Here is a 19279-nt window from a genome sequence, read left to right as displayed (position 1 = left end):
TTGACCCAGGGGGGCTGGGGGAGGCGAGCGATTTTTCGCCGGCCCGGCCCGCCGCCGGGAGTTTTCCCGGCATCCCTCTCATGCTGGTCGTTCCGGGAATAAGATTGTTATCTCTACTATTCATGTAGGAATATAGGAGATGGAGAGGAACGACATGCCGAAGGCGTACACGTACACCCAGCACGGCGGCCCCGAGACGGAGACGTTCGCCGACCTTCCCCGGCCGGTCCCCGGTCCCGGTCAGCTCCTGGTCGCGGTGAGGGCGGCCGGGGTGAACCCCGTCGACTGGAAGCGGAGGGCGGGCTACCTTCCGCCCGGCGCGGCGGCGGCCGAGCTGCCGGCCGTCCTCGGCGGCGAGGTCGCCGGGGTGGTCGAGGAGGTCGGCGAGGGCGTCGAAGGGTTCGCGCCCGGTGACGCGGTGTTCGGCAACCCCCTCACCGGCGGATACGCGGAGTACACGCTCCTGCCGGTCGAGCTGGCCGCGCACAAGCCCGACGCCGTGTCGTTCGCGGACGCCGCCACGTTGCCCATCGCGGCGGCGACCGCCTACGACGGCGTGCACCAGCTCGGACTGCCCCCCGGTGCCACACTGCTGATCATCGGTGTCGGCGGCGGGGTGGGCGTGGCCGCGGCGCAGATCGCCGGGAACGCCGGGCTCAGGGTGATCGGCATCGCGAGCGCCGCCAAGAAGGACTTCGTCGAGCGGCTCGGCGTGCTCCACGTCGAGCCGGGGCCGGATGTCGCCGACCGGGTGCGTGCCGCCGCCCCCGGCGGAGTCGACGCGATCTACGACCTGGTCGGCGGGGACGCGCTGGTGGCCGTGGCCGGTCTCCTCGGCGACCCCGCGAAGCTGATCACCGCCGCCGACCGGGACACCGTGGCGCGGTTGGGCGGTTCGCCCGTGGCGCGTAAGCGCGACCGCGAGGTGCTGGAGGCGGTGGCGCGGCTTGTCGAGCAGGGCGTGCTGCGGCCGTACGTGACCGAGACCTTCCCGCTCGACGAGGCGGCCGAGGCACTGCGGGCGGTGGAGGCGGGTCACGCGCGAGGCAAGATCGTCATTGAGGTGGCCGGGTGAGCGAGCCCCACCCGCTGGACAACCCCGTCTGGTTGTCCCTTCTCCGGCACACGCTGTGATACGGCCCATCCGTACATCGCCATCGAAAGGTGTCAGGGAATGACCCAGCTCCATGACCACGGGACGCCTGCCGTCGCCGACGGCTCCTACCAGCACATCGACGTCACGCGGGTCGGCGGCGTGATCGGCGCGGTCGTCGGCGGCATCCGGGTGGGCGGCGACGCCGACGCGGCGGCGGTCGCCGAGCTGCGCGCCGCGCTGCTGCGCCATCGCGTGGTCTTCCTGCGCGACCAGCACCACGCCACCGACGCCGACCAGCACGCGTTCACCAGGCTGCTCGGCACCGTCACCAAGCCGCACCCGACGGTGGCGGGCGACGGTGAGGCCGTGCTCCCGATCGACTCCGAACAGGGCAAGGCCAACAGCTGGCACACGGACGTGACCTTCGTCGACCGGATCCCGGCGATCAGCGTACTGCGCGCCATCACGCTCCCGCCCTACGGTGGGACCACGGTGTGGGCCAATACGGTGGAGGCGTACCGGCGGCTGCACCCCGGCCTGCAGGCGCTGGCGGGCCGGCTGCGCGCGGTGCACTCGAACCTGTACGACTACGCGGCGCAGCGCCCGCAGATCGGCGGGATCGACGTCAAGGAGCAGGAGTACCGCGAGCAGTTCCGGAGCAGCGAGTTCGAGACCGAGCACCCCGTCGTCCGCGTCCACCCGGAGACCGGCGAGCCGTCCCTGCTGCTCGGCCACTTCGTCAGGTCGTTCACCGGCCTGAGCAGCGCCGACTTCCACGACCTGTTCTCCCTGCTGCAGCGGCACATCACCCGCCTGGAGAACACGGTGCGGTGGAACTGGCGGGAGGGCGACATCGCCATCTGGGACAACCGGGCCACCCAGCACTACGCCGTCGCGGACTACGACGACCTGCCCCGGCTTCTCCACCGCATCACGCTGGCCGGCGACATCCCGATCGGCGTCAACGGTGACACCAGCGTGGTTCGCAAGGGCGACGCCGCCGCCTTCTCGCCCATCGCCGTCTGAGCGGTGTCTCCCGGCGCCCGATCCCGCGCCGAGGTCACCCAGGGGACCCGGTTCACGCGCCGCCGGGCCGGGGCGCGGCGTTCAGTCCCGCCGGGGCGGTCAACCGCCTCGCCTTGTCGCCCTGGCCCCTCGCCCCGGGCCGCTGGTCGCTTCGGGCCGCTTGTTACCCTGGTCCGCGCCGGAGTCGTCCCCGCGGGTGGTGAACTCCTCGAACGCCCCCCACGGACCGGTTCCGGTTCCAGGCGGCTCGAGAATGTGACGCGGCACCCGCGGGACCGAGGTCCCGAAGAAAGGCGAGCGAATGAAGATTGTCCTCGACGACCTCTCCGGCCCGGAGATCGCTGGATTTCTCGAGGAGCACGTTCAGGAGATGCGATCCATCACGCCCCTGGAGAGCAAACACGCCCTCGATCTGGACGGGCTCCGCAGGCCCGAGATCACGTTCTGGTCGGTCCTGGACGGTGACAGCCTGGTGGGTTGCGGTGCGATCAAGAGGCTGGACGCGGGCCACGCCGAGGTGAAGTCGATGCGCACCGCGCCGACGCGCAAGCGGAGCGGGACCGCGTCCCTGCTGCTGGAGCACATCATCACCGAGGCCAGGCTCATGGGATTCACCCGGCTCAGCCTGGAGACCGGCGCGACCGAGTTCTTCCTGCCCGCCCGGAAGCTGTATGAGAAGTTCGGGTTTGATTACTGCGAGCCGTTCGCGGACTACCGGCCCGACCCGTACAGCGTGTTCATGACAAGGGTGCTCTGAAAGACCCTGGCGCACGGGGCGCGCCACCCACGGGACGTCCCCGGGAGCACGCGCCGAGCGGCCTGACCCGGACGCGTGGCAGGCGTCGAGCGGGGACTCTCGGCGGTCCCCGCCGGTCAGGCCCTACTCGCCCTGTGCGGAATCCGGCCAGTACGGCACCGATCGCTCGGCGGCGGACACGATGGCCGCGCCGTCCAGGACGGTGAGGCTCAGCTCGACTCCGCCGGCGGGCCACTCCACGCCGAGTTCGAAGGTCTCCCGGGGTGGCGGGGGCCACAGCCACAGCCCCATGGCGGCGACACCCGCGTCGTCGTCACCGCTGCGCAGGGACGCGCCGCCGAGCAGCCAGGAAAGGCGCGGGGCCGGTGGCGGATCCTGCGGGAGCCGCGCCAGGTCGAAACGCTGTCCCACGGTGGTGGCCTTGGTGCCGTCGGCGAAGCGCACACCGAACCGCAGCAGGTTGTCCGGCAGCCGGCCCGCGCCCACACCGGTGACCATGTGGGGGTACACGGACAGCTGGAGGGCCTGGAAGTCATCGGGGGACATGGCATGCCGCCTCATGGCGATGTCCACGTTCATCAGGCAGCCGGTGCCGAACGCCTGGATCGTCGGCAGGGTGATGACGATGTTCGGGGTGCGGGCCAGCACCAGGCCGCTGGTCACCACCGTGCCCATCTCCTCCGCCGGCGGAGCGTACCAGCCCGGCAGTCCGGGCTTGGGCGGGCGAGCCGATTCTTCCTGTGCTGGAGGGGGTTCGAAGAACATAATCCCACCGTACGGAAAAGAGCCCGCGGTCGCGCGGGCCGCGGATCACGAGGATCGTCGTCCCCGTGGACCCCGCCACCGGCGCGGGCGCCGGATGACGCCCCCGACCAGGCTTCCCGGTCAGGGGCGTTCGCTCGAGGCCTTCAGGTCATCGCTTCGTCAGGCTGCCGACGGACGACGACCGCCCCGCGCACCGTGAGAACGACGCCACGCGGCAACGAGAACGGGTCCCCGGCTGCGAGCTTCCGGGGACCCGTGAACGCGGCTGACTTCAGCCGGGCGTCACTCCTTGGTGAGCGGGGCCAGCTTGGGGTCGTTGGCGTACGCCTCCACGACGTTCTCCTTGGTCACGATCAGCGGCTCCAGCAGGTACGACGGGACGACCTTCACCCCGTTGTTGTACGACTTGGTGTCGTTGACCTGGGGCTGCTTACCGGCCTGCAGGTCCTTGGCCATCTGGATGGTCTGCTTGACCAGCTCGCGGGTGTCCTTGTTGATCGTCGAGTACTGCTCGCCGGCCACGATCGACTTGACCGACTCCACCTCGGAGTCCTGGCCGGTCACCACCGGCAGGTCCTTACCGGCACCCTTGACCGAGGTGATGATGGCGCGGGCCAGCGTGTCGTTGGGGGAGAGCACCCCGTCCAGGGCCTTGCTGCCGTAGGTGGAGGTCAGCAGCGAGTCCATCCGCCGCTGGGCGTTCTCGGCCTTCCAGCCGTCGGTGGCGGTCTGCTTGACGTCGGTCTGGCCGGAGCCGACCACCACGGTGCCGTCGTCGATCTTCGGCTTCAGCACGTCCATCGCGCCGTCGAAGAAGACCGCCGAGTTGTTGTCGTCCGACGAGCCGGAGAACAGCTCGATGGTGTACGGGCCGTCCGCCTTCTTCGCCTTCATGCCGTCCAGCAGGGCCTGACCCTGGAGCTGGCCGACCTTGAAGTTGTCGTACGCGATGTAGTAGTCGACGGCGTCGGTGTTCTTGATGAGCCGGTCGTAGGCGATGACGGTCGCGCCGGCCGCCTTGGCGGCCTCCGCCTGGGTGCTCAGCTGCGCGGCGTCGGTCGCGCCGATGACGATGACCTTGGCGCCCTTGGTGACCATGGCCGAGATCTGCGCCTGCTGGTCGGCGACGGTGGTGGAGGAGCCGGCGTACTGCACGTCGGAGGTGAAACCGGCCTCCTTCAGGCCGTTGGTGAACAGGTCACCGGCGAGGACCCAGTTCTCCGAGGTCTTCGACGGCAGCGCGACGCCGATCAGCGAGTCGGCCGCGAAGCCCTGCGCGGCACCGGTGGCGCCCGCGGAGGCGCCCGTGTCGCCCGCGGGGGTCTGCGAACGCTCGGAGGCGCAGGCGGTGAGTGACAGAAGCGCGATGGCCCCGGCCGCCACGCCCTTGACGAGGATATTGCGCATTTTCAGAGGTGCCCTTCTTCAATGTGGAACGGGGCGGAGGTCTTCCGCCCCGTCGACGGGGGCCGGTTAGCCGGCCACCGGACTCTTGCCGCGGTCCTGGTCCGTCTCCGTGCTGGACGCAGGGCCGGTCGGTGTCTCCCGGCGGAACGGACGCGTCAGCGATCCGATGACCGAGAAGCGCCCCTGCCTCTTGTTGTAGACGTCGAGCGCGACGGCGAGCAGCAGGACCAGGCCCTTGATGATCTGCACCCGGTCCGACCCCACGCCCATCAGCTGCAGGCCGTTGTTGAGCACGGCCATGACGAGACCGCCGACGATGGACCCGCTGATCGTGCCCAGGCCGCCGGAGACCGCCGCGCCACCGATGAAGACGGCGGCGATCGCGTCCAGCTCCCAGCCGATGCCGTCCTGCGGCCCGGAGGCGGCCGAACGGGCGACGAAGATCATGCCGGCCAGGGCCGCCAGGACCGACATGTTCATCATCACCAGGAAGTTGACCCGCCTGAGCTTGACGCCGGACAGCTCGGCGGCGCGGGCGTTGCCGCCGACCGCGTAGATGTGCCGGCCGCCCGCCGTGTTGCGGGTGACGAACCCGTAGACCACGACCAGGACGCCGAGGATGATCCCGGAGATCGGGAAGCTGGTCCCGACCCGTCCGCCGGCGAACTGCAGGGTCGCGAACACCACCACGACGATCGGGACGGCGACCCGGATCGCCGAGATCCACATCGGGGCGACGTCGGCCGCCATCTCCCGCCGGGTCCGGCGGGCCCTCCACTCCCGGACCAGCACCGCCACGCAGAGCAGCAGGCCGAGCAGGAGCGTGGGGTTGTTGTACCCGGTGTCCGGGCCGACCTCGGGCAGGAAGCCGGCACCGATCACCCTGAACCCCTCGGGCACGGGGATGGTGTCGGCGTTGCCGATGTACTGGTTGCCGCCCCGGAACAACATCATGCCGGCCAGGGTGACGATGAAGGCCGGCACCCCGACGTAGGCCACCCAGAAGCCCTGCCAGGCGCCGATGAGGACACCGACCCCCAGTCCGATCAGGATGGCGAGGAACCACGGCACCGAGTAGTCCTGCATCACCTTCGCGACCACGATGCCGACGAACGCGGCGATCGAGCCCACGGAGAGGTCGATGTGCCCGGCGACGATGACCATCAGCATCCCGATGGCCAGGATGAGGATGTACGAGTACTGGCTCACCAGCGAGATGAGGTTGCCGGAGTTCAGGGTCAGGCCGTTGGTCAGGATCTGGAACAGCAGGACGATCGCCACCAACGTGAAGATCATCCCGAACTGCCGGGCGTTGGAGGTCGTCCCCCCGAACAGGGACTTCTGGAGTTCTTTCACGCGGCTCATGATCGACGTGCCTTCTTCGCTGAGGTCATCTGCTTCATCAGTAGCTCCGGGTCGGCGTCTCGCCGGTCGATGTTGCCGGTGATGGTCCCCTCGAACACCGTGTAGATCCGGTCGCACAGGCCGATCAGCTCGGGCAGCTCCGAGGAGATGACGATGACGCCCTTGCCCTGTTCGGCGAGTCGCTGGATGATGCCGTAGATCTCGTACTTGGCGCCCACGTCGATGCCCCGGGTCGGCTCGTCGAGGATCAGCAGGTCGGGGTCGGTGAACATCCACTTCGCCAGCACCACCTTCTGCTGGTTGCCGCCGGAGAGCTTCGTCACCCCCTCGTCGACGGTGGGGGCCTTGACCCGCAGGCTCGTCCGGTAGCTCTCGGCCGCCCGATGCTCCCGCACCGGGTCGACCACGCCGTGGGTGGAGACCTTGGACAGCTTGGCGGACACCATCGAGGTCTTGATGTCGTCGAGCAGGTTCAGGCCGATCGACTTGCGGTCCTCGCTGACGTACGCCAGGCCGTGCGCGATGGCGTCCGACACCGACCTCAGCACGATCTCCCGGCCGTCCTTGAAGATCTTCCCGGAGACGTAGGTGCCGTACGACCGGCCGAAGACGCTCATCGCCAGCTCGGTGCGCCCTGCCCCCATCAGGCCGGCGAACCCGACGATCTCGCCCCGGCGTACGGTGAAACTGGAGTTCTTGACCACCAGACGCTCGGCGGAGATCGGATGCCGGACCGTCCAGTCGCGGACCTCGAAGAAGACCTCGCCGATGTCGGGAGTGTGGTCGGGGAAGCGGCTGTGCAGCTCCCGGCCGACCATGCCCCGGACGATGCGGTCCTCGTCGACGCCGTCCGCCTTGACGTCGAGGGTCTCGATCGTCCGGCCGTCCCGCAGGATGGTGATGGCGTCGGCGATCCGCGCGATCTCGTTGAGCTTGTGCGAGATGATGATCGAGGTGATGCCGCGCCGCTTGAAGTCGAGCAGCAGGTCCAGCAGGTGCTGGGAGTCGGCCTCGTTCAGGGCGGCGGTGGGCTCGTCGAGGATGAGGAGCTTCACGTCCTTGGCGAACGCCTTGGCGATCTCCACGAGCTGCTGCTTGCCCACGCCGATGTCCTTGATCAGCGTGTCCGGGTCCTCCTCCAGGCCGACCTGGGCCATCAGCTCCAGTGCCCGGCGGTTGGCGACCTTCCAGTTGATCACGCCGCCTCGGCCCGGTTCGTTGCCGAGGAAGATGTTCTCGGTGATGGACATGCCGGGCACCAGGGCGAGCTCCTGGTGGATGATCACGATGCCGGAGTGTTCGCTGGCCCGGATGTCGGAGAAGCGGCTCTCCGCGCCCCGGTAGAGGATCTCGCCGGAGTAGGTGCCGTACGGATGGACCCCGCTGAGCACCTTCATCAGGGTGGACTTGCCCGCGCCGTTCTCCCCGGCGATCGCGTGGATCTCACCGGCCCGCACCACCAGGTTGACATCGGAGAGCGCCTTGACCCCGGGGAACTCCTTGGTGATCGAACGCATCTCCAACAGGACGGACGCGTCGCTCATGACCGGCTCACCGCGGCCCGGACCCGTGCCGGGTACGGCCGGGAGACAGCGGTGTCGCCGTCTCCGGGCCGGCGGAGGGGTCCGCACACGTCCGGCCGCAGGGGACCGCGCCAAGCCACCACCGACATGCTTTCCTCCGGGAGGTTCGTCATCAGTTCGCCGACCGTGGTGCGGCCTGGGCCGCACCGGGAAGACAGGGGCTTTCCACAAAATCTAAAGTGATTCATCCTTCGCACGATTCCCCGACTGGTGGTGGCGTGTGCGTGCGCCGCCGCCTCGGTCGTACGCGGTCACGCGCCGCGGGTCCGTCGGGGGGCGAGACCGGCCGCCTCGTCGTGAGGTCCGGCGATGAGGTCTGGCGGGGGTGATCGTCGCGGCGCCCGCCGGCGGATGTGTCCGTGCCTGAGCGTGGCTCTCGGCTACACACAAGGCCGCGGGAGGCAGAAGTCAGTGGTCATAACGATGCCGGTTCCCTCCGATCAGCCATGACATCGTTGTCATGACGGCAGCGGGTAGAGAATCCACCCGCGTTACGAACATGTCAATTACCCCCCTTCCAATGTGGCCATTTTGTAACGTATCGTGACGCCTGGTGATTTTTGCTATACATGGTCCTTTGGGGTGGCTCTCGCCCCTGTTCCCGGACCGGTGGCACGGCCGCTTCCCGCGGTCACCCGGTGCGGTGGGATGCCCCGTTCGACAGGCTCTGTGGGAAACATCACGGTCGCGGGGCCACGGCCGGTCTCCCGCGATCCGCCGGAACAGCGGCTCGACGGCGGTCCGGGCCGGTCGAGTGGTGGGCGCATATGTCCCGCAGCGGTTGCCGCTCGCGTGCCGGATCCTCCTCGGAGCCGACGACGAGCATCGTGTCGTGGTGCCGGGCGACCTCGGCGGCGGCTCCCGCGATCTTCGAACCGGCGCCGCCGGGCCCCGGAGGGCTCCCGGTCGTCCTGGGCTGCTGGACGCACGAGCGCAGCGGTCACCGCGTATCGGGAGCAGGAATCGAACCTGCGACCTGCGGATTATGAGCCCGCTGGGCTACCACTGCCCCATCCCGACCTGGTGAGGTGAGATTACCGACGGGCTCCGGCGATCTCACCTCGTTTTCCCGGCGTTCCCACGGCGTTCCCACGGCGCGGATACCGGTGGCGAGAACGGGGGGCCGGGCCGGAGGCGGCCGGGCGGGGAACCCTCCCGGAGGGGGCGGGGGCACGTCGGATCCGCGGGCCGCCGTGTTTGCCGCACCTCTCGCGGGGCAGGCGGCCGGAGATCGGAAATGTCGTCTCCGCTCACCGTCGGCGGCCAGGGAGGTGTGATCCCGATGACCCTGCACGCACTGTCGATCGCGTTCGGCTGGGCCCTGCTGGCCGCCGGATGCGCGATGGCCGCGCACGGCGTTCACGTGCTGGTGACGGGCCGGGTTCCGCGAGTGATCTCCGGACGAGGCGGGGTCCTGCGGGTGAGGTCGTACGGATGGTCGCTGCTGTTCTTCGGGCTGTTCGCCGTCTCGACGGCCTCGCCCCGGCTGCTGGGCTGGACGGACGAACTGTCGCTCACCTTCTTCACCCTGCTCGCGCTCGCCTTCGCGGCGGTGGCGCTCACGCTGATGGCGAAGGCGAAGAAGGTGCTGAAGCCCACGACGTCACGCGACCGGGAAATGTGACGACGTCTCGTGGGGTCTCGCCGGACACCCTGACGGACGTCGGGCGACCGCGGGAACCCGCCGGCCGAACGCGGCCACCGGTCCTGAGGGGGGCCGGTGACCGAGGCCGGGCGAGAGGTGGGCTCCTCGGCGATGAGCCTGGAGGTCCAAGGGCGGAAGAAACAGCACTGGGACGACCATGCCCGGGGGACGGTCCCGCCGGGGCTTGCGGGACCGTCCCGGTAGGAATCGCGCGGGCGGGAACAGGACTCCGTGGCGGGTTCTTTACGCGCTGACGAAAGGCCGTCCGAACCCGGCGCGGGTTTGGGGCGATACGGCCGCGTTCACAGCCACTGGTAGTAACCCGCCGTCACGGTGAATCCGAGCGGGGGCCTTACGGGCACCACGACCCCTTCGTGGATGACACGAAGAGCGCCTTGGAGGGCTTGGAGCTCACATTGACGGTCTGCGAGGGGCAGAAATTGACCCTGGAGCCATCGTTGTACTGGACGTATCCCGACCAGGTTCCCCCGCTCACCGTGGTGGCCAGTTTGGGGAGGAAATTCACCGTTCCCGGGGCGTTCCGGGAAAGGGTGGTGTTGTCCGCGAATCTAAGGGTCACGGGGCTTGCCAGCGTCGCCTCGGCGTCCGCCGACGCCGCGGCCGGGGTGAAAAGCAGTCCGGCGGCCATGCCGAGGGTGGCGAGCGCACCGGAGAGTTTTGCCGTTCGATTCATCAGGCCGTACCTTTCATGCTTCTGTCCGCCCTTGATGGGAATTCGCGGACGCTTTGTGAAATGGTGACACGCGTGAACACGATTCGTGTTGACGATGCGTGCCAGGTGATTGCCTGTCCGCGCGGGAAATTCACGGCGGCGGTGCGCGTACGGGGACACCGCTTGCGCGGGAGCGGTCGAAGGGGCCGTCTCGCGGTGGCGCGCCGGTCAACCGAACCGGACCGGCGCCACGGTGGTCCCCGTCGTGACAGGCCGGGGACCACGTCGGCGCCCTCGTTTCCCGGTACGAGAGTCGCGCCCTGCTCCTCGCCGCGGCACGTGGTCGGCCCCGCGGAGAGGTGTCGGGGTGACGGGAAACAGCCACCCCTTTTGTTTCAACGAATACAGCGGCAGAATTGCTTTAGTGCAGAATGGACCTGAAGCCCTCGTTCTCCTGGGTCTTGTGGTCGCTCCGCACGATCGACGACGCCGGCTTACGCCCCGGTGTCCCTGTTCCCGGGAGCGGCGTCGACCCGCGATCGGGAGACGGGACGAGCCTCGGCCGCTCCCTTCCCGCCGGGCGGAATGTTCTCCCGCATATCTACCACGTTCCGTGACGGTGGCGGCGTTTCTCGTTACTCGAAGCGATCTCCGCTGGTAGTGGTGGCACATGCTGACACGACCATGGCGCCGTACGGCCGCCGCCCTCACAGCCCTTCCCGTCCTCCTCGCCGGGCCCGCAGCGGCCATGGCCAGGCTGCCCGAGCCGTCGGTCCCGCCGATCGCCCGCGCCGAGCTGAACCTGCTGACCGTCGTGGAGCCGCGGTCGATGGCCGGCTACAGCCCGGACCGCTTCCCGCACTGGAGCCCGCGCGCCTCGGCCTGCGACGCCCGCGAGATCGTGCTGGCGCGCGACGGCCAGAACGTGGAGCGCGACGGCGCCTGCCGGGCGGTGTCGGGCTCCTGGTACTCGGCGTACGACGGGCGCACCCTCAGTTCCGCCGACGACGTCGATGTCAGCCACATCGTGCCGCCGGCCAACGCCTGGCGTTCCGGCGCCGACACCTGGAGCGACGCCGAGCGCGAGAGTTTCGCCAACGATCTGGAGCGGCCGCAGTTGCTCGCCGTCTCCGCCGCGTCGAACAAGAGCAGGGGCGATCGGGGGCCGGAGTCGTGGAGGCCGCCGCTCGCCGCCTCCCGCTGCCTGTACGCCCGCGCCTGGGCGGACGTGAAGTACCACTACCGCCTCACCGTCACCGCCGAGGAGAAGGCCGCCCTCGGCGAGATGCTCGACACCTGCCGCCCCGAGCCGGCCGGCGGAAACCGGAAGTGACCGGCGGACGATGTGAAGGCGGCGTCGCCGCCGGGCCGCGGGGCACCGGTATCCGGGCAGGTGGCGGTGTCTAGGCGGGTGGCGCGAGTCGTGCCACCTGGTCGCGGACGGTGTCGTCGAGGCCCGCCTGGAGCAGCCCGTTGTCGACGCCCGGATCGCAGGACGGCGAGACCCGGACGTCCGCGGGCGGACCGTCCGGGTAGCCGAACAGGACCCGGAGGTCACCGTCCCGCGTGCTCTCGGTCCCGTGGCACGCCTTCTCGCTGGGCCGGGTGTCCAGGGAGTTCAGTGTCGCGGCCAGGGTCTCGGCCGCCTGCCTGCCGTGCTCCAGCCGGGGGGAGTGACCGCCGTACGAGGCGGCCTGGCCGCAGACCAGGACCGAGACGGGCTCGCCGGGCACCATCCGCTCGTTCTGGCCCCGGCGGCCGGTGGGCCCGTGGCAGGGGTCGTCCGGCCGCACGGGGCTCCACGTCCCGGTCCGGTAGGCGGCGGTGATGTCCCGGCCGACGTACGAGCGGGTGCCGACGGTGCCGTTCGTCGTCGTCACGCAGGAGTTGACCTCCTCGGCGCTGCCCACCCACAGGGCCTCCCCGCGAGGGTAGGTGAACCGGATGAGATAGTTCGTCATCGCCCCGCCCGTTCGCGCGCACGGACCGCCGGGGTCGTCCGTGGTCACCGGGAGGTAGCCCAGGTCGTGGGCCATGGCCCCGGCCTCGCGGGTCAGGACCCGGGATCCGGCGAGCCGCTCGCCTCCCGGGCGCGTGCTGTCTCCCGGGTAGGCGCAGATCATCGCCGAGAGTGGCTCTCCGGGGACGAGTGACTCCCCGGCCCCGTCGAGGTCGGTGGCGGCGGGCACCCAGCCGCCGGGCCCGTCGCCGCCCCATCGCTCCGGGCACGACGTGGGCACGGACGACGGCGCGCGCACCGCCTGTGAGATCAGTACGGCCGCCGCGCATGTCGCCGTCACGGCCAGGGCGACGCGCACACCGTGGAAAGACTTCACGATACTGAAACGTCAATCCCCTGTGAAAGGTTCGAACGGCGGTGGGAAAGGGGCACGCGTCCGGCCGGTACGGGGGATTTCCGGGAAATCCCGGTGTACGCGTCGTGTGCCGGGCGGGACTCCGCTTTCCCGTGGAGGGCGGATGGGCGCGCTGGGAGATGCTTCACGTCCTGCCTCCGGGTCACTTCTTGGGGGCGAAACCGTGCTTGACCTCGCCCTTGCTGCAGCGCGGGCAGGGACGGTACTGGCGAGGGAAGAAGGTGGCCTTCAGAGTGCCGGATCCTTGGCACTTGCGGCATTTGGATAGGTAGTTACGTATCCAGTCGGAGATAACCCATATGACGAGCACGGCGACGACGAGCAGTGCGGGTTCCATTGTTAACTCCACCGGGTGAGGGTTCCGTGAGGCCTTCGCCCATAACACCGCGCGTTCCCGTGAACGCGTTGCGTTTCGGCGGACGTTATATCGCCTGCTCATACCGGTTGCGGGGATCCACGAAATTGTGATTGCCCCTCTTATGAGGCTTGAAGGTGAGATAGCGGGCGGTGGTGCAGGCCGGTCGCCCGCCGGAGACACCGAACGGCACGTCCCGGCCCCGGCGCCCCCCGTGGGAGCCGGGACCGGGACGCTCAGCCGGTCGCGAGGTGCTCGGCTTCGTGGTGCAGTACCTCGACCAGGATCAGCTCCAGACGGAGGTCTGGATCTGTGAGGTCGTCGGACGGTGTCATCGGATACCTCCAGCCTCGCTGGTGGGGACGCCCCGCCTCCCGCCGGGGTTATCCGCCATAGCAGGCCGGTATGGACACGCACAGCAGGCCGGTATGGACGCACACAGCAGGCTGGTATGGGCGCGAAGGCGCCCGCCGTCCCGCGCGCTCATGTCCCCGGCCGGAGGCGGCTCGACCCCCGGGGGCACCGAGCCCTCCGCCCGCGCTCCCGGCCCGCGCCCCTCCGGCCCCGGCGTCGCGACGGACGGCCGGGGGAGCGCGGTTCGGTGGGGTGCGGTGCCTACTCGGTCCCCGGCTCCGCCCAGAAGACCGTCCCGGAGCCGTACAGCTCGACGGGCCCGTGGGCGGCGGGGACGAAGGCCGACTCGCCGGGACGCAGGGTGTGCCCGCCGGTCTCGACCTCGCCCTCGGTGCACAGCAGGATGCGCGGCACCCCGCCCTCCAGGGTGAGGCCGGAGCCGGGGACGGCCGTACCGAGGCGGAACTCGGGGGCGGGGGTGCGATAGAGGTTGCCGACCGGCTCGACCCGCAGGGCCGGGACCGAGGGGTCGGTGACCCGCAGCAGCTCCTCCACATCCATCGGCTTGCCGGTCAGCCCGGCACGCAGCACGTTGTCGGAGCCGCCCATGATCTCCACACCGAACCCGCTCAGGTAGCAGTGCAGGACCCCGGCGCCCAGGAAGAGCGCCTCGCCGGGCCGCAGCTCGTGGCGCCGCAGGAACAGCGGGGCCAGGCAGGCGGGGTCTTCGGGGTGGATCCCCGCCAGGCGTACGACCAGCTCGTTCTCGGGACCTCCCGCGGCCGTGGCCGCCCGCACGATGGTGGCCACGAGATCCGTCCTGCCGTCCTTGGGCCACTCCACCAGCGCGCGGAGCGCGGCGGAGGCGTCCCCGGCCGTCAAGGAGGCGACGACGGGCTCCAGCTCCGGTACGCCCAGCCCGCCGATGAGGGCCGCCGCCTCCTTGGGAGGACGGAACCCGGCCAGCGCGGTGAACGGGGTCAGCGCGCAGATCAGCTCGGGCTTGGGGAACGGGTCGACGTAGGTGCCCCGGGCGAAACCCTCCCGCGCCCGCTCCTGGGAGGGGTGGACCTGCAGCGAGAGCGGCAGGTCCACCGCGATCAGCTTGAGCAGGTACGGCAACCGCGAGCCGAACCGCTCGACGGTCTTCTTCCCCAGCTCGGTCTCCGGGTCGGCGGCCACCGTCTCGGCGAGGGAGTGCCACGTCCCCCGGCGCAGCACCGACGAGGAGCCGGACGGGTGGGTGCCGAACCACATCTCCGCCTCGGGCAGCTCCGCGGGGGAGGGGCGCCCGGCCAGCGTGGCGATGGCCGTGTGCGAACCCCAGTCGTAGTTCTTCACGGGGTTCCGCAGGAGGTCCGTCATGACGCCTCCACCGGAGTGGGCGTGGCGACGCCGGGTCGCCCGCCGCCGTTCTCCGGCCGAGAAGACCGCCACGCGGGCGTGCCGCCAGGCCCGGCCGTACCTGCCGCCGCGCGGGCGGCGGGGATGAAGGAGTCGTTCATGATCCTCTGTGTGTCCGTGTGAGTTCGCGAGCAGGAATCGAATGAATGTCGCAGAACGCCGATGTTACGCGTCCTCGGTGCCGTACGGCCGTCAGGGCGTCGCCACGGCCCGGCGCCGGGTTCGCCGACGGCCACGGGAGCCGCTTGACCGCGCGGCCCCCTCGGCGCCTTCGATGGCCGGAAGTGGACAGCGCGGCCGGTCACCGGCCCGATCAGTGCCCACCTGGGACAACCCGCCCATCGGGCTCTGGAACGGTCCCCCGGAAGGCCGCGTGCGCCTTCACAGCGCACGGCGGCGGGTTCACAACGGACCGGCGGTCCTGGAGACTCCGCTGGGGAGCGCTCGCCACGCGTGCCGTTCCTCTGGGAGCCCCTCCCGGACGAAGCGGTGCCACAGAAGGAGAGGTGAGCATGCGTCCGCTCGGCATCGAGGGTGCGTGGGTGTTCGAACCGAAGGTGTTCCCCGACGACCGGGGCAGTTTCCACGAGTGGTTCCGGGGGGAGACCTTCCGCGAGACCACCGGCCAGACCCTCGCCCTCTCACAGGCGAACTACTCGGTCTCGCGCCGGGGGACGCTGCGCGGCGTGCACTTCGCCGACGTCCCGCCGAGCCAGGCCAAATATCTCAAGTGCGTCAAGGGCGCGGTTCTCGACGTGGTCGTCGACATCCGCGTCGGGTCGCCCACCTTCGGGCGGTGGGAGTCGGTGATCCTGGACGACGAGGACCACCGGGCCGTCTACGTCTCCGAAGGGCTCGGACACGCCTTCATGGCGCTGACCGACGACGCGATCGTGGTGTACCTCTGCTCGGAGGGATACGCGCCGGAACGGGAGCACGGGGTCGATCCGCTCGACCCGGAGCTGGGGATCGAGTGGCCCGCCGAGGTGACGCCGCTGCTGTCGGACAAGGACGCGACGGCCCCGACCCTCGCCGAGGCCCGGCGGCGGGGCCTGCTCCCCGCGTACGAGGAGTGCCGCCGGTTCTACGCCAGGCTCCGGGCCTGAGGTGGGGCTCCGCCACCACGAGGCGTGACGTCGCCTGAGGCCCCGGGCCGCGTGTCCGCGGGCCCCGGACCGCCTCGGGACTCCGTGCCCGTGGGCGCCACACCGTACGCCGGTCTGTCGTGTGGTGGTCTGTCGTGCGGTGGTTCGTCGTGTACCGGTCTGTCGAGCGGTGGTCCGTCGTGCGGCGGTCCTGTACGGCGGCTCTCTATCAGGACGGTGAGACCGTCGAGAAGGCGCCGCAGGCCGAACTCGAACCACTCGTCGAGGTCGATCGCGTCGCCCCGCTCCTCGTGCAGCCTGGACAGCATCGGGAACCGGCCGGACTCCAGGATCTCCTGGAGCATCGGCGCCTTCAGGGCACGCCACTGCCTCGTGGTGACGCCGGTGCGCCGTTCGGTCTCCACCTCGTTGACGAGCAGCAGGGCCGAGCCCTGCACCTGGGCGCTCACCATGATGGCCACCCAGTGCATCGTCATCGGATCCAGGCCGAGACCGTCCACGGCCCGCATCGACCGTTCGACGTCGGCCAGCACGTTCGGCCCGAGCGGCGGCTGGGGGGTGGCGATGACCCGCAGCACCCACGGATGCCTGGAGTACATCGCCCACTCCCGCCTCGCGGCGAGTTCGAGCCCCGCGCGCCAGCCCCCGGGGTCTCCGGGAGCGGCATCCGGGGGCGCGCTCTCGGCGAAGACGGCCTCGACCATCAGCTCGATCAGCGTGTCCTTGCCCGGTACGTAGCGGTACAGCGACATCGTGCCCGCGCCCAGCTCGGCCGCGACGCGGCGCATCGACAGCGCGTCCAGCCCCTCGGTGTCGGCGACGCGGATCGCGGTGCGCACGATCCGCCCGGTACTCAGCCCGTCTCGGGGCTCACGGGGCTCCGGCCCGGCCTCCGCGGTGCGTGCGAGCGTGCCGGAAACGTCGTGAGAAGGCGCGGGCTCGGGTGGGGGAGGGGACGCGGCCCGCTCGGCCGTCCTGGTCCGGTACGCCCGCGCCTGGCAGGCCCGCGAGCAGTATCGAGGGCGCCGCCCCCGGGCCGCCGCGCTCAGCGGCTCCCCGCACTGTACGCACGTCGACATGCGTTTCCCTCACTCTATTACGTCACGCTCGACTGCCGGTGACGAAACTCTAGCACGCGTTTTTCCGTGACGTAATAGATGTGGATGGAGGGGGTGGGCGTGATGAAATCAGAATCAAGGCAGGTAGGAGCCTTCTTTAACACACTAAAAATCTATGTGCTCCCGCCCAACGTGGATCATTGTTGATTTCCGGCCATTGTGCGTACGATGTATGCGTCCATATGCGTACGGCGTACTCACGGAGGTTGGGACATGGTGAAGGGCGTAGCCGGTCGGAAGGAGTGGCTCGGGCTCGCGGTGCTGGTGCTGCCCGTGCTGCTCGTCTCGGTGACGGTGACGGTGCTGTACTTCGCGCTGCCCTTCCTGAGCGCCGACCTCGCGCCCACCGGACCCCAGCTGCTGTGGATCGTCGACGTCTACGCGTTCCTGCTGGCGGGCCTGCTGGTGCCGATGGGCGCCCTGGGCGACAGGATCGGCCGCCGCAGGCTGCTGCTGGCCGGTGCGGCCGTCTTCGGCGTCACGTCCGTCGTCGCCGCGTACGCTCCCAGTGCCGAGCTGCTCATCGCGGCCCGCGCCCTGCAGGGGGCCGCGGCGGCGAGCCTGATGCCGCCGACCCTGGCCCTGATCCGCGACATGTTCCGCGACCCGCGACAGCGCCGGACGGCCGTCGCGCTGTGGGCCGCGAGCTTCGCCGGGGGGAGCGTGCTCGGGCCGATCGTGGGCGGGTGGCTGCTGGAGCGCTTCTGGTGGGGGTCGGTCTTCCTGATCAGCGTTCCGGTCATGGTCCTGCTGCTGATCCTGGGACCCGCCCTGCTGCCCGAGCACCGTGCCCCGGCCTCCACGGGGTTCGACCTGCCCGGTGCCGCGCTGTCGCTGGTGGCGGTGCTGCCGATCGTGTACGGAGTCAAGCAGTTCGCCACCGGCGAACCGGGTCCGCTGGCGGTGCTCGGGGTCGTCGCCGGGATCGCGGTCGGCGCCGCGTTCCTGCGCAGGCAGCGCGAGCTGGCCGACCCCATGCTCGACCCGCGCCTGTTCGCCGACCGGGGCTTCACCATGCCGCTGGTCACGAGCACGCTCGCCGTCTTCGCGCTGGTCGGCCTGTTCTACTTCGTCGCGCAGTATCTGCAGCTGGTGCTCGGGCTGCGGCCGCTGGTGGCCGGGCTGCTCACCCTTCCCGCGGCCGGCATGGCACTCGTCGGCTCGCTCCTTGCCGCGGGGATCTCACGCCGGGTCCGCCCCGGATACGTCATGGGCGCGGGCATGACGCTCGCCGCCGCCGGGTTCCTGGTGATGAGCACGATCGACGCGGGCTCCGACCGGTGGCTGCTCGTCGCCGGGCTGCTCCTGCCGGGAGCCGGGATCGGCGCGGTGCAGGCCCTGGCGTCCGGGATGATCGTCGATGCCGCCCCGCCGGAGCGCGCGGGCTCGGCCTCGGCGGTCCTGGAGGCGGCCACCGAGCTCGGCGCGGCACTCGGCGTCGCGATACTGGGCAGCGTGGGCCTGGCCGTCTACCGGGGGCGGTTCGCCGCCACGGCTCCCGAAAGCCTGCCCCTGGACGGCTCGGGGGCGGCCGGGGAGAGCCTGGGCGGGGCGGCGGGGGTGGCCGCCCGGCTGCCGGAACAGGCCGCGGCGGAGCTGCTCGACGTCGCCCGCACCGCCTTCACCGGCGGGATGCAACTCGCCGCGCTCCTGTGCGCCGCCCTCATGGCGACGGCGGCGGTGTCGGTCGCGATCCTGCTCCGGACGGTGCGGGCAGATCCCGGCGGATCAACCCCTCGACGCCTTCGACAGCGATGATCGCGCCGTACGCGATCAGCCGTACCAGGTCGGCGTTGTCCGGCCGGCACGCCAGGCCGTGACGTCGGCGTCGGTGACGCGGTACGGCGCCGGCGCGGCGAGCGGGGCGAGCCTCGCCCCGGGCCGGTCGGCACCGGGCAGGCCCGCCGGCGGCCCGTCCAGCCATCCGCCGCCCATCGCCGGATGATCGCCGTCCCACCCGCCGACGGTCTCCAGCAGGGCCGCGCGGGCCCGCTCGCCGAGCAGCGCCCCGCCCGCGCCCGCCGCCGCCCGCAGCGCGGCGAAGGCGGTACCCACGGGGGTGCCCGCCGCCCAGGCGGGCTCCGGGAGCACGGGCGGCTCCGCCAGCAGGGGGCGGCTCTCACCGGCGGGTAGTCGCCTGCGCACGGTGCGGGCCAGCCGGGAGTCCTGCGGCCTGCCGGGCAGAACGCACCGGAGCAGCTACCGTCCAGCACGCCGAGTCACTGCGCTTGACGAACGCGCTGACACTCG

18 protein-coding genes and 1 tRNA gene are annotated in these 19279 nt (G+C 70.5%); 8 read left to right on the top strand and 11 right to left on the bottom strand.

Annotated features, from left to right (window positions below):
• Window positions 1-139 precede the first annotated feature (139 nt).
• From ABD817_RS05930 to ABD817_RS05920, 3 genes are all read left to right on the top strand, one after another.
• Entirely contained in the window at window positions 140-1075 is a 936-nt protein-coding gene (locus ABD817_RS05930) for an NADP-dependent oxidoreductase (RefSeq protein WP_344915812.1), read from the top strand.
• A 99-nt stretch (window positions 1076-1174) separates the two neighbouring features.
• The gene (locus tag ABD817_RS05925; protein WP_344915810.1) at window positions 1175-2122 is read left to right on the top strand and encodes a TauD/TfdA dioxygenase family protein; all 948 of its coding nucleotides are present in this window, start codon (window positions 1175-1177) and stop codon (window positions 2120-2122) included.
• Window positions 2123-2423: 301 nt separating this feature from the next.
• A complete protein-coding gene (locus ABD817_RS05920) occupies window positions 2424-2879 on the top strand; it encodes a GNAT family N-acetyltransferase (protein ID WP_344915807.1) in 456 nt (151 codons plus the stop codon).
• A 123-nt stretch (window positions 2880-3002) separates the two neighbouring features.
• Here the strand turns inward: ABD817_RS05920 and ABD817_RS05915 are convergent, their stop codons facing one another.
• The 5 genes from ABD817_RS05915 to ABD817_RS05895 form a co-directional block, all read right to left on the bottom strand.
• Entirely contained in the window at window positions 3003-3644 is a 642-nt protein-coding gene (locus ABD817_RS05915; RefSeq protein WP_344915803.1) for a hypothetical protein, read from the bottom strand.
• Between the two features lie 282 nt (window positions 3645-3926).
• A complete protein-coding gene (locus ABD817_RS05910) occupies window positions 3927-5051 on the bottom strand; it encodes a substrate-binding domain-containing protein (protein ID WP_344915802.1) in 1125 nt (374 codons plus the stop codon).
• Between the two features lie 66 nt (window positions 5052-5117).
• The gene (mmsB, locus tag ABD817_RS05905) at window positions 5118-6416 is read right to left on the bottom strand and encodes a multiple monosaccharide ABC transporter permease (RefSeq protein WP_425583271.1); all 1299 of its coding nucleotides are present in this window, start codon (window positions 6414-6416) and stop codon (window positions 5118-5120) included.
• On the bottom strand, window positions 6413-7960 hold the full coding sequence (gene mmsA, locus ABD817_RS05900) for a multiple monosaccharide ABC transporter ATP-binding protein (protein WP_344915797.1): 1548 nt from the start codon (window positions 7958-7960) through the stop codon (window positions 6413-6415). The genes mmsB and mmsA overlap by 4 nt, the downstream gene beginning before the upstream one ends.
• Before the next feature lie 987 nt (window positions 7961-8947).
• Window positions 8948-9019, bottom strand: a tRNA-Met gene (locus ABD817_RS05895).
• Between the two features lie 262 nt (window positions 9020-9281).
• Here ABD817_RS05895 and ABD817_RS05890 point away from each other — a divergent pair.
• A complete protein-coding gene (locus tag ABD817_RS05890; RefSeq protein ID WP_344915794.1) occupies window positions 9282-9623 on the top strand; it encodes a hypothetical protein in 342 nt (113 codons plus the stop codon).
• A 373-nt stretch (window positions 9624-9996) separates the two neighbouring features.
• On the opposite strand, the gene ABD817_RS05885 is transcribed toward ABD817_RS05890, so the two are convergent.
• Window positions 9997-10338: a hypothetical protein gene (locus tag ABD817_RS05885; RefSeq protein WP_344915791.1), complete on the bottom strand. Its 342-nt coding sequence runs from the start codon at window positions 10336-10338 to the stop codon at window positions 9997-9999.
• 649 nt (window positions 10339-10987) lie between these two features.
• On the opposite strand from ABD817_RS05885, the gene ABD817_RS05880 reads away from it, so the two are divergent.
• Window positions 10988-11650 (top strand): GmrSD restriction endonuclease domain-containing protein, encoded by a 663-nt coding sequence (locus ABD817_RS05880; protein ID WP_344915789.1) that lies wholly within the window; start codon window positions 10988-10990, stop codon window positions 11648-11650.
• Window positions 11651-11720: 70 nt separating this feature from the next.
• Here ABD817_RS05880 and ABD817_RS05875 read toward each other — a convergent pair whose 3' ends face one another.
• The 3 genes from ABD817_RS05875 to manA all read right to left on the bottom strand — a co-directional run bounded on the left by ABD817_RS05875 (window position 11721) and on the right by manA (window position 14766).
• The gene (locus tag ABD817_RS05875; protein WP_344915787.1) at window positions 11721-12653 is read right to left on the bottom strand and encodes a hypothetical protein; all 933 of its coding nucleotides are present in this window, start codon (window positions 12651-12653) and stop codon (window positions 11721-11723) included.
• A 181-nt stretch (window positions 12654-12834) separates the two neighbouring features.
• Window positions 12835-13041, bottom strand: a complete 207-nt coding sequence (locus ABD817_RS05870) for a hypothetical protein (protein ID WP_344915785.1) — start codon at window positions 13039-13041, stop codon at window positions 12835-12837.
• A 621-nt stretch (window positions 13042-13662) separates the two neighbouring features.
• Window positions 13663-14766 carry a mannose-6-phosphate isomerase, class I gene (gene manA, locus ABD817_RS05865; RefSeq protein WP_344915783.1) on the bottom strand — a complete coding sequence of 368 codons (1104 nt, stop codon included), beginning with the start codon at window positions 14764-14766 and terminating at the stop codon, window positions 13663-13665.
• Between manA and ABD817_RS05860 the strand changes: the two genes are divergently transcribed.
• The gene (locus ABD817_RS05860; protein WP_344915781.1) at window positions 14765-14893 is read left to right on the top strand and encodes a hypothetical protein; all 129 of its coding nucleotides are present in this window, start codon (window positions 14765-14767) and stop codon (window positions 14891-14893) included. The two genes, manA and ABD817_RS05860, sit on opposite strands and share 2 nt — an antisense overlap.
• 424 nt (window positions 14894-15317) lie before the next feature.
• Window positions 15318-15911 carry a dTDP-4-dehydrorhamnose 3,5-epimerase gene (rfbC, locus tag ABD817_RS05855; RefSeq protein WP_344917192.1) on the top strand — a complete coding sequence of 198 codons (594 nt, stop codon included), beginning with the start codon at window positions 15318-15320 and terminating at the stop codon, window positions 15909-15911.
• On the opposite strand, the gene ABD817_RS05850 is transcribed toward rfbC, so the two are convergent.
• Window positions 15890-16750, bottom strand: coding sequence for a TetR/AcrR family transcriptional regulator (locus ABD817_RS05850; RefSeq protein WP_344915779.1), 861 nt, complete (start codon window positions 16748-16750; stop codon window positions 15890-15892). The two genes, rfbC and ABD817_RS05850, sit on opposite strands and share 22 nt — an antisense overlap.
• A gap of 492 nt (window positions 16751-17242) precedes the next feature.
• Here ABD817_RS05850 and ABD817_RS05845 point away from each other — a divergent pair, with 492 nt between their 5' ends.
• Window positions 17243-18787: an MFS transporter gene (locus ABD817_RS05845; protein ID WP_344915777.1), complete on the top strand. Its 1545-nt coding sequence runs from the start codon at window positions 17243-17245 to the stop codon at window positions 18785-18787.
• 15 nt (window positions 18788-18802) lie between these two features.
• Here the strand turns inward: ABD817_RS05845 and ABD817_RS05840 are convergent, their stop codons facing one another.
• A complete protein-coding gene (locus ABD817_RS05840) occupies window positions 18803-19174 on the bottom strand; it encodes a hypothetical protein (protein ID WP_344915775.1) in 372 nt (123 codons plus the stop codon).
• Between the last annotated feature and the right edge of the window lie 105 nt (window positions 19175-19279).

Source organism: Streptosporangium oxazolinicum, from assembly GCF_039537505.1.
Classification (GTDB): Bacteria; Actinomycetota; Actinomycetes; order Streptosporangiales; family Streptosporangiaceae; genus Streptosporangium; species Streptosporangium oxazolinicum.
This window is presented reverse-complemented; position numbering and strand designations above follow the sequence as displayed.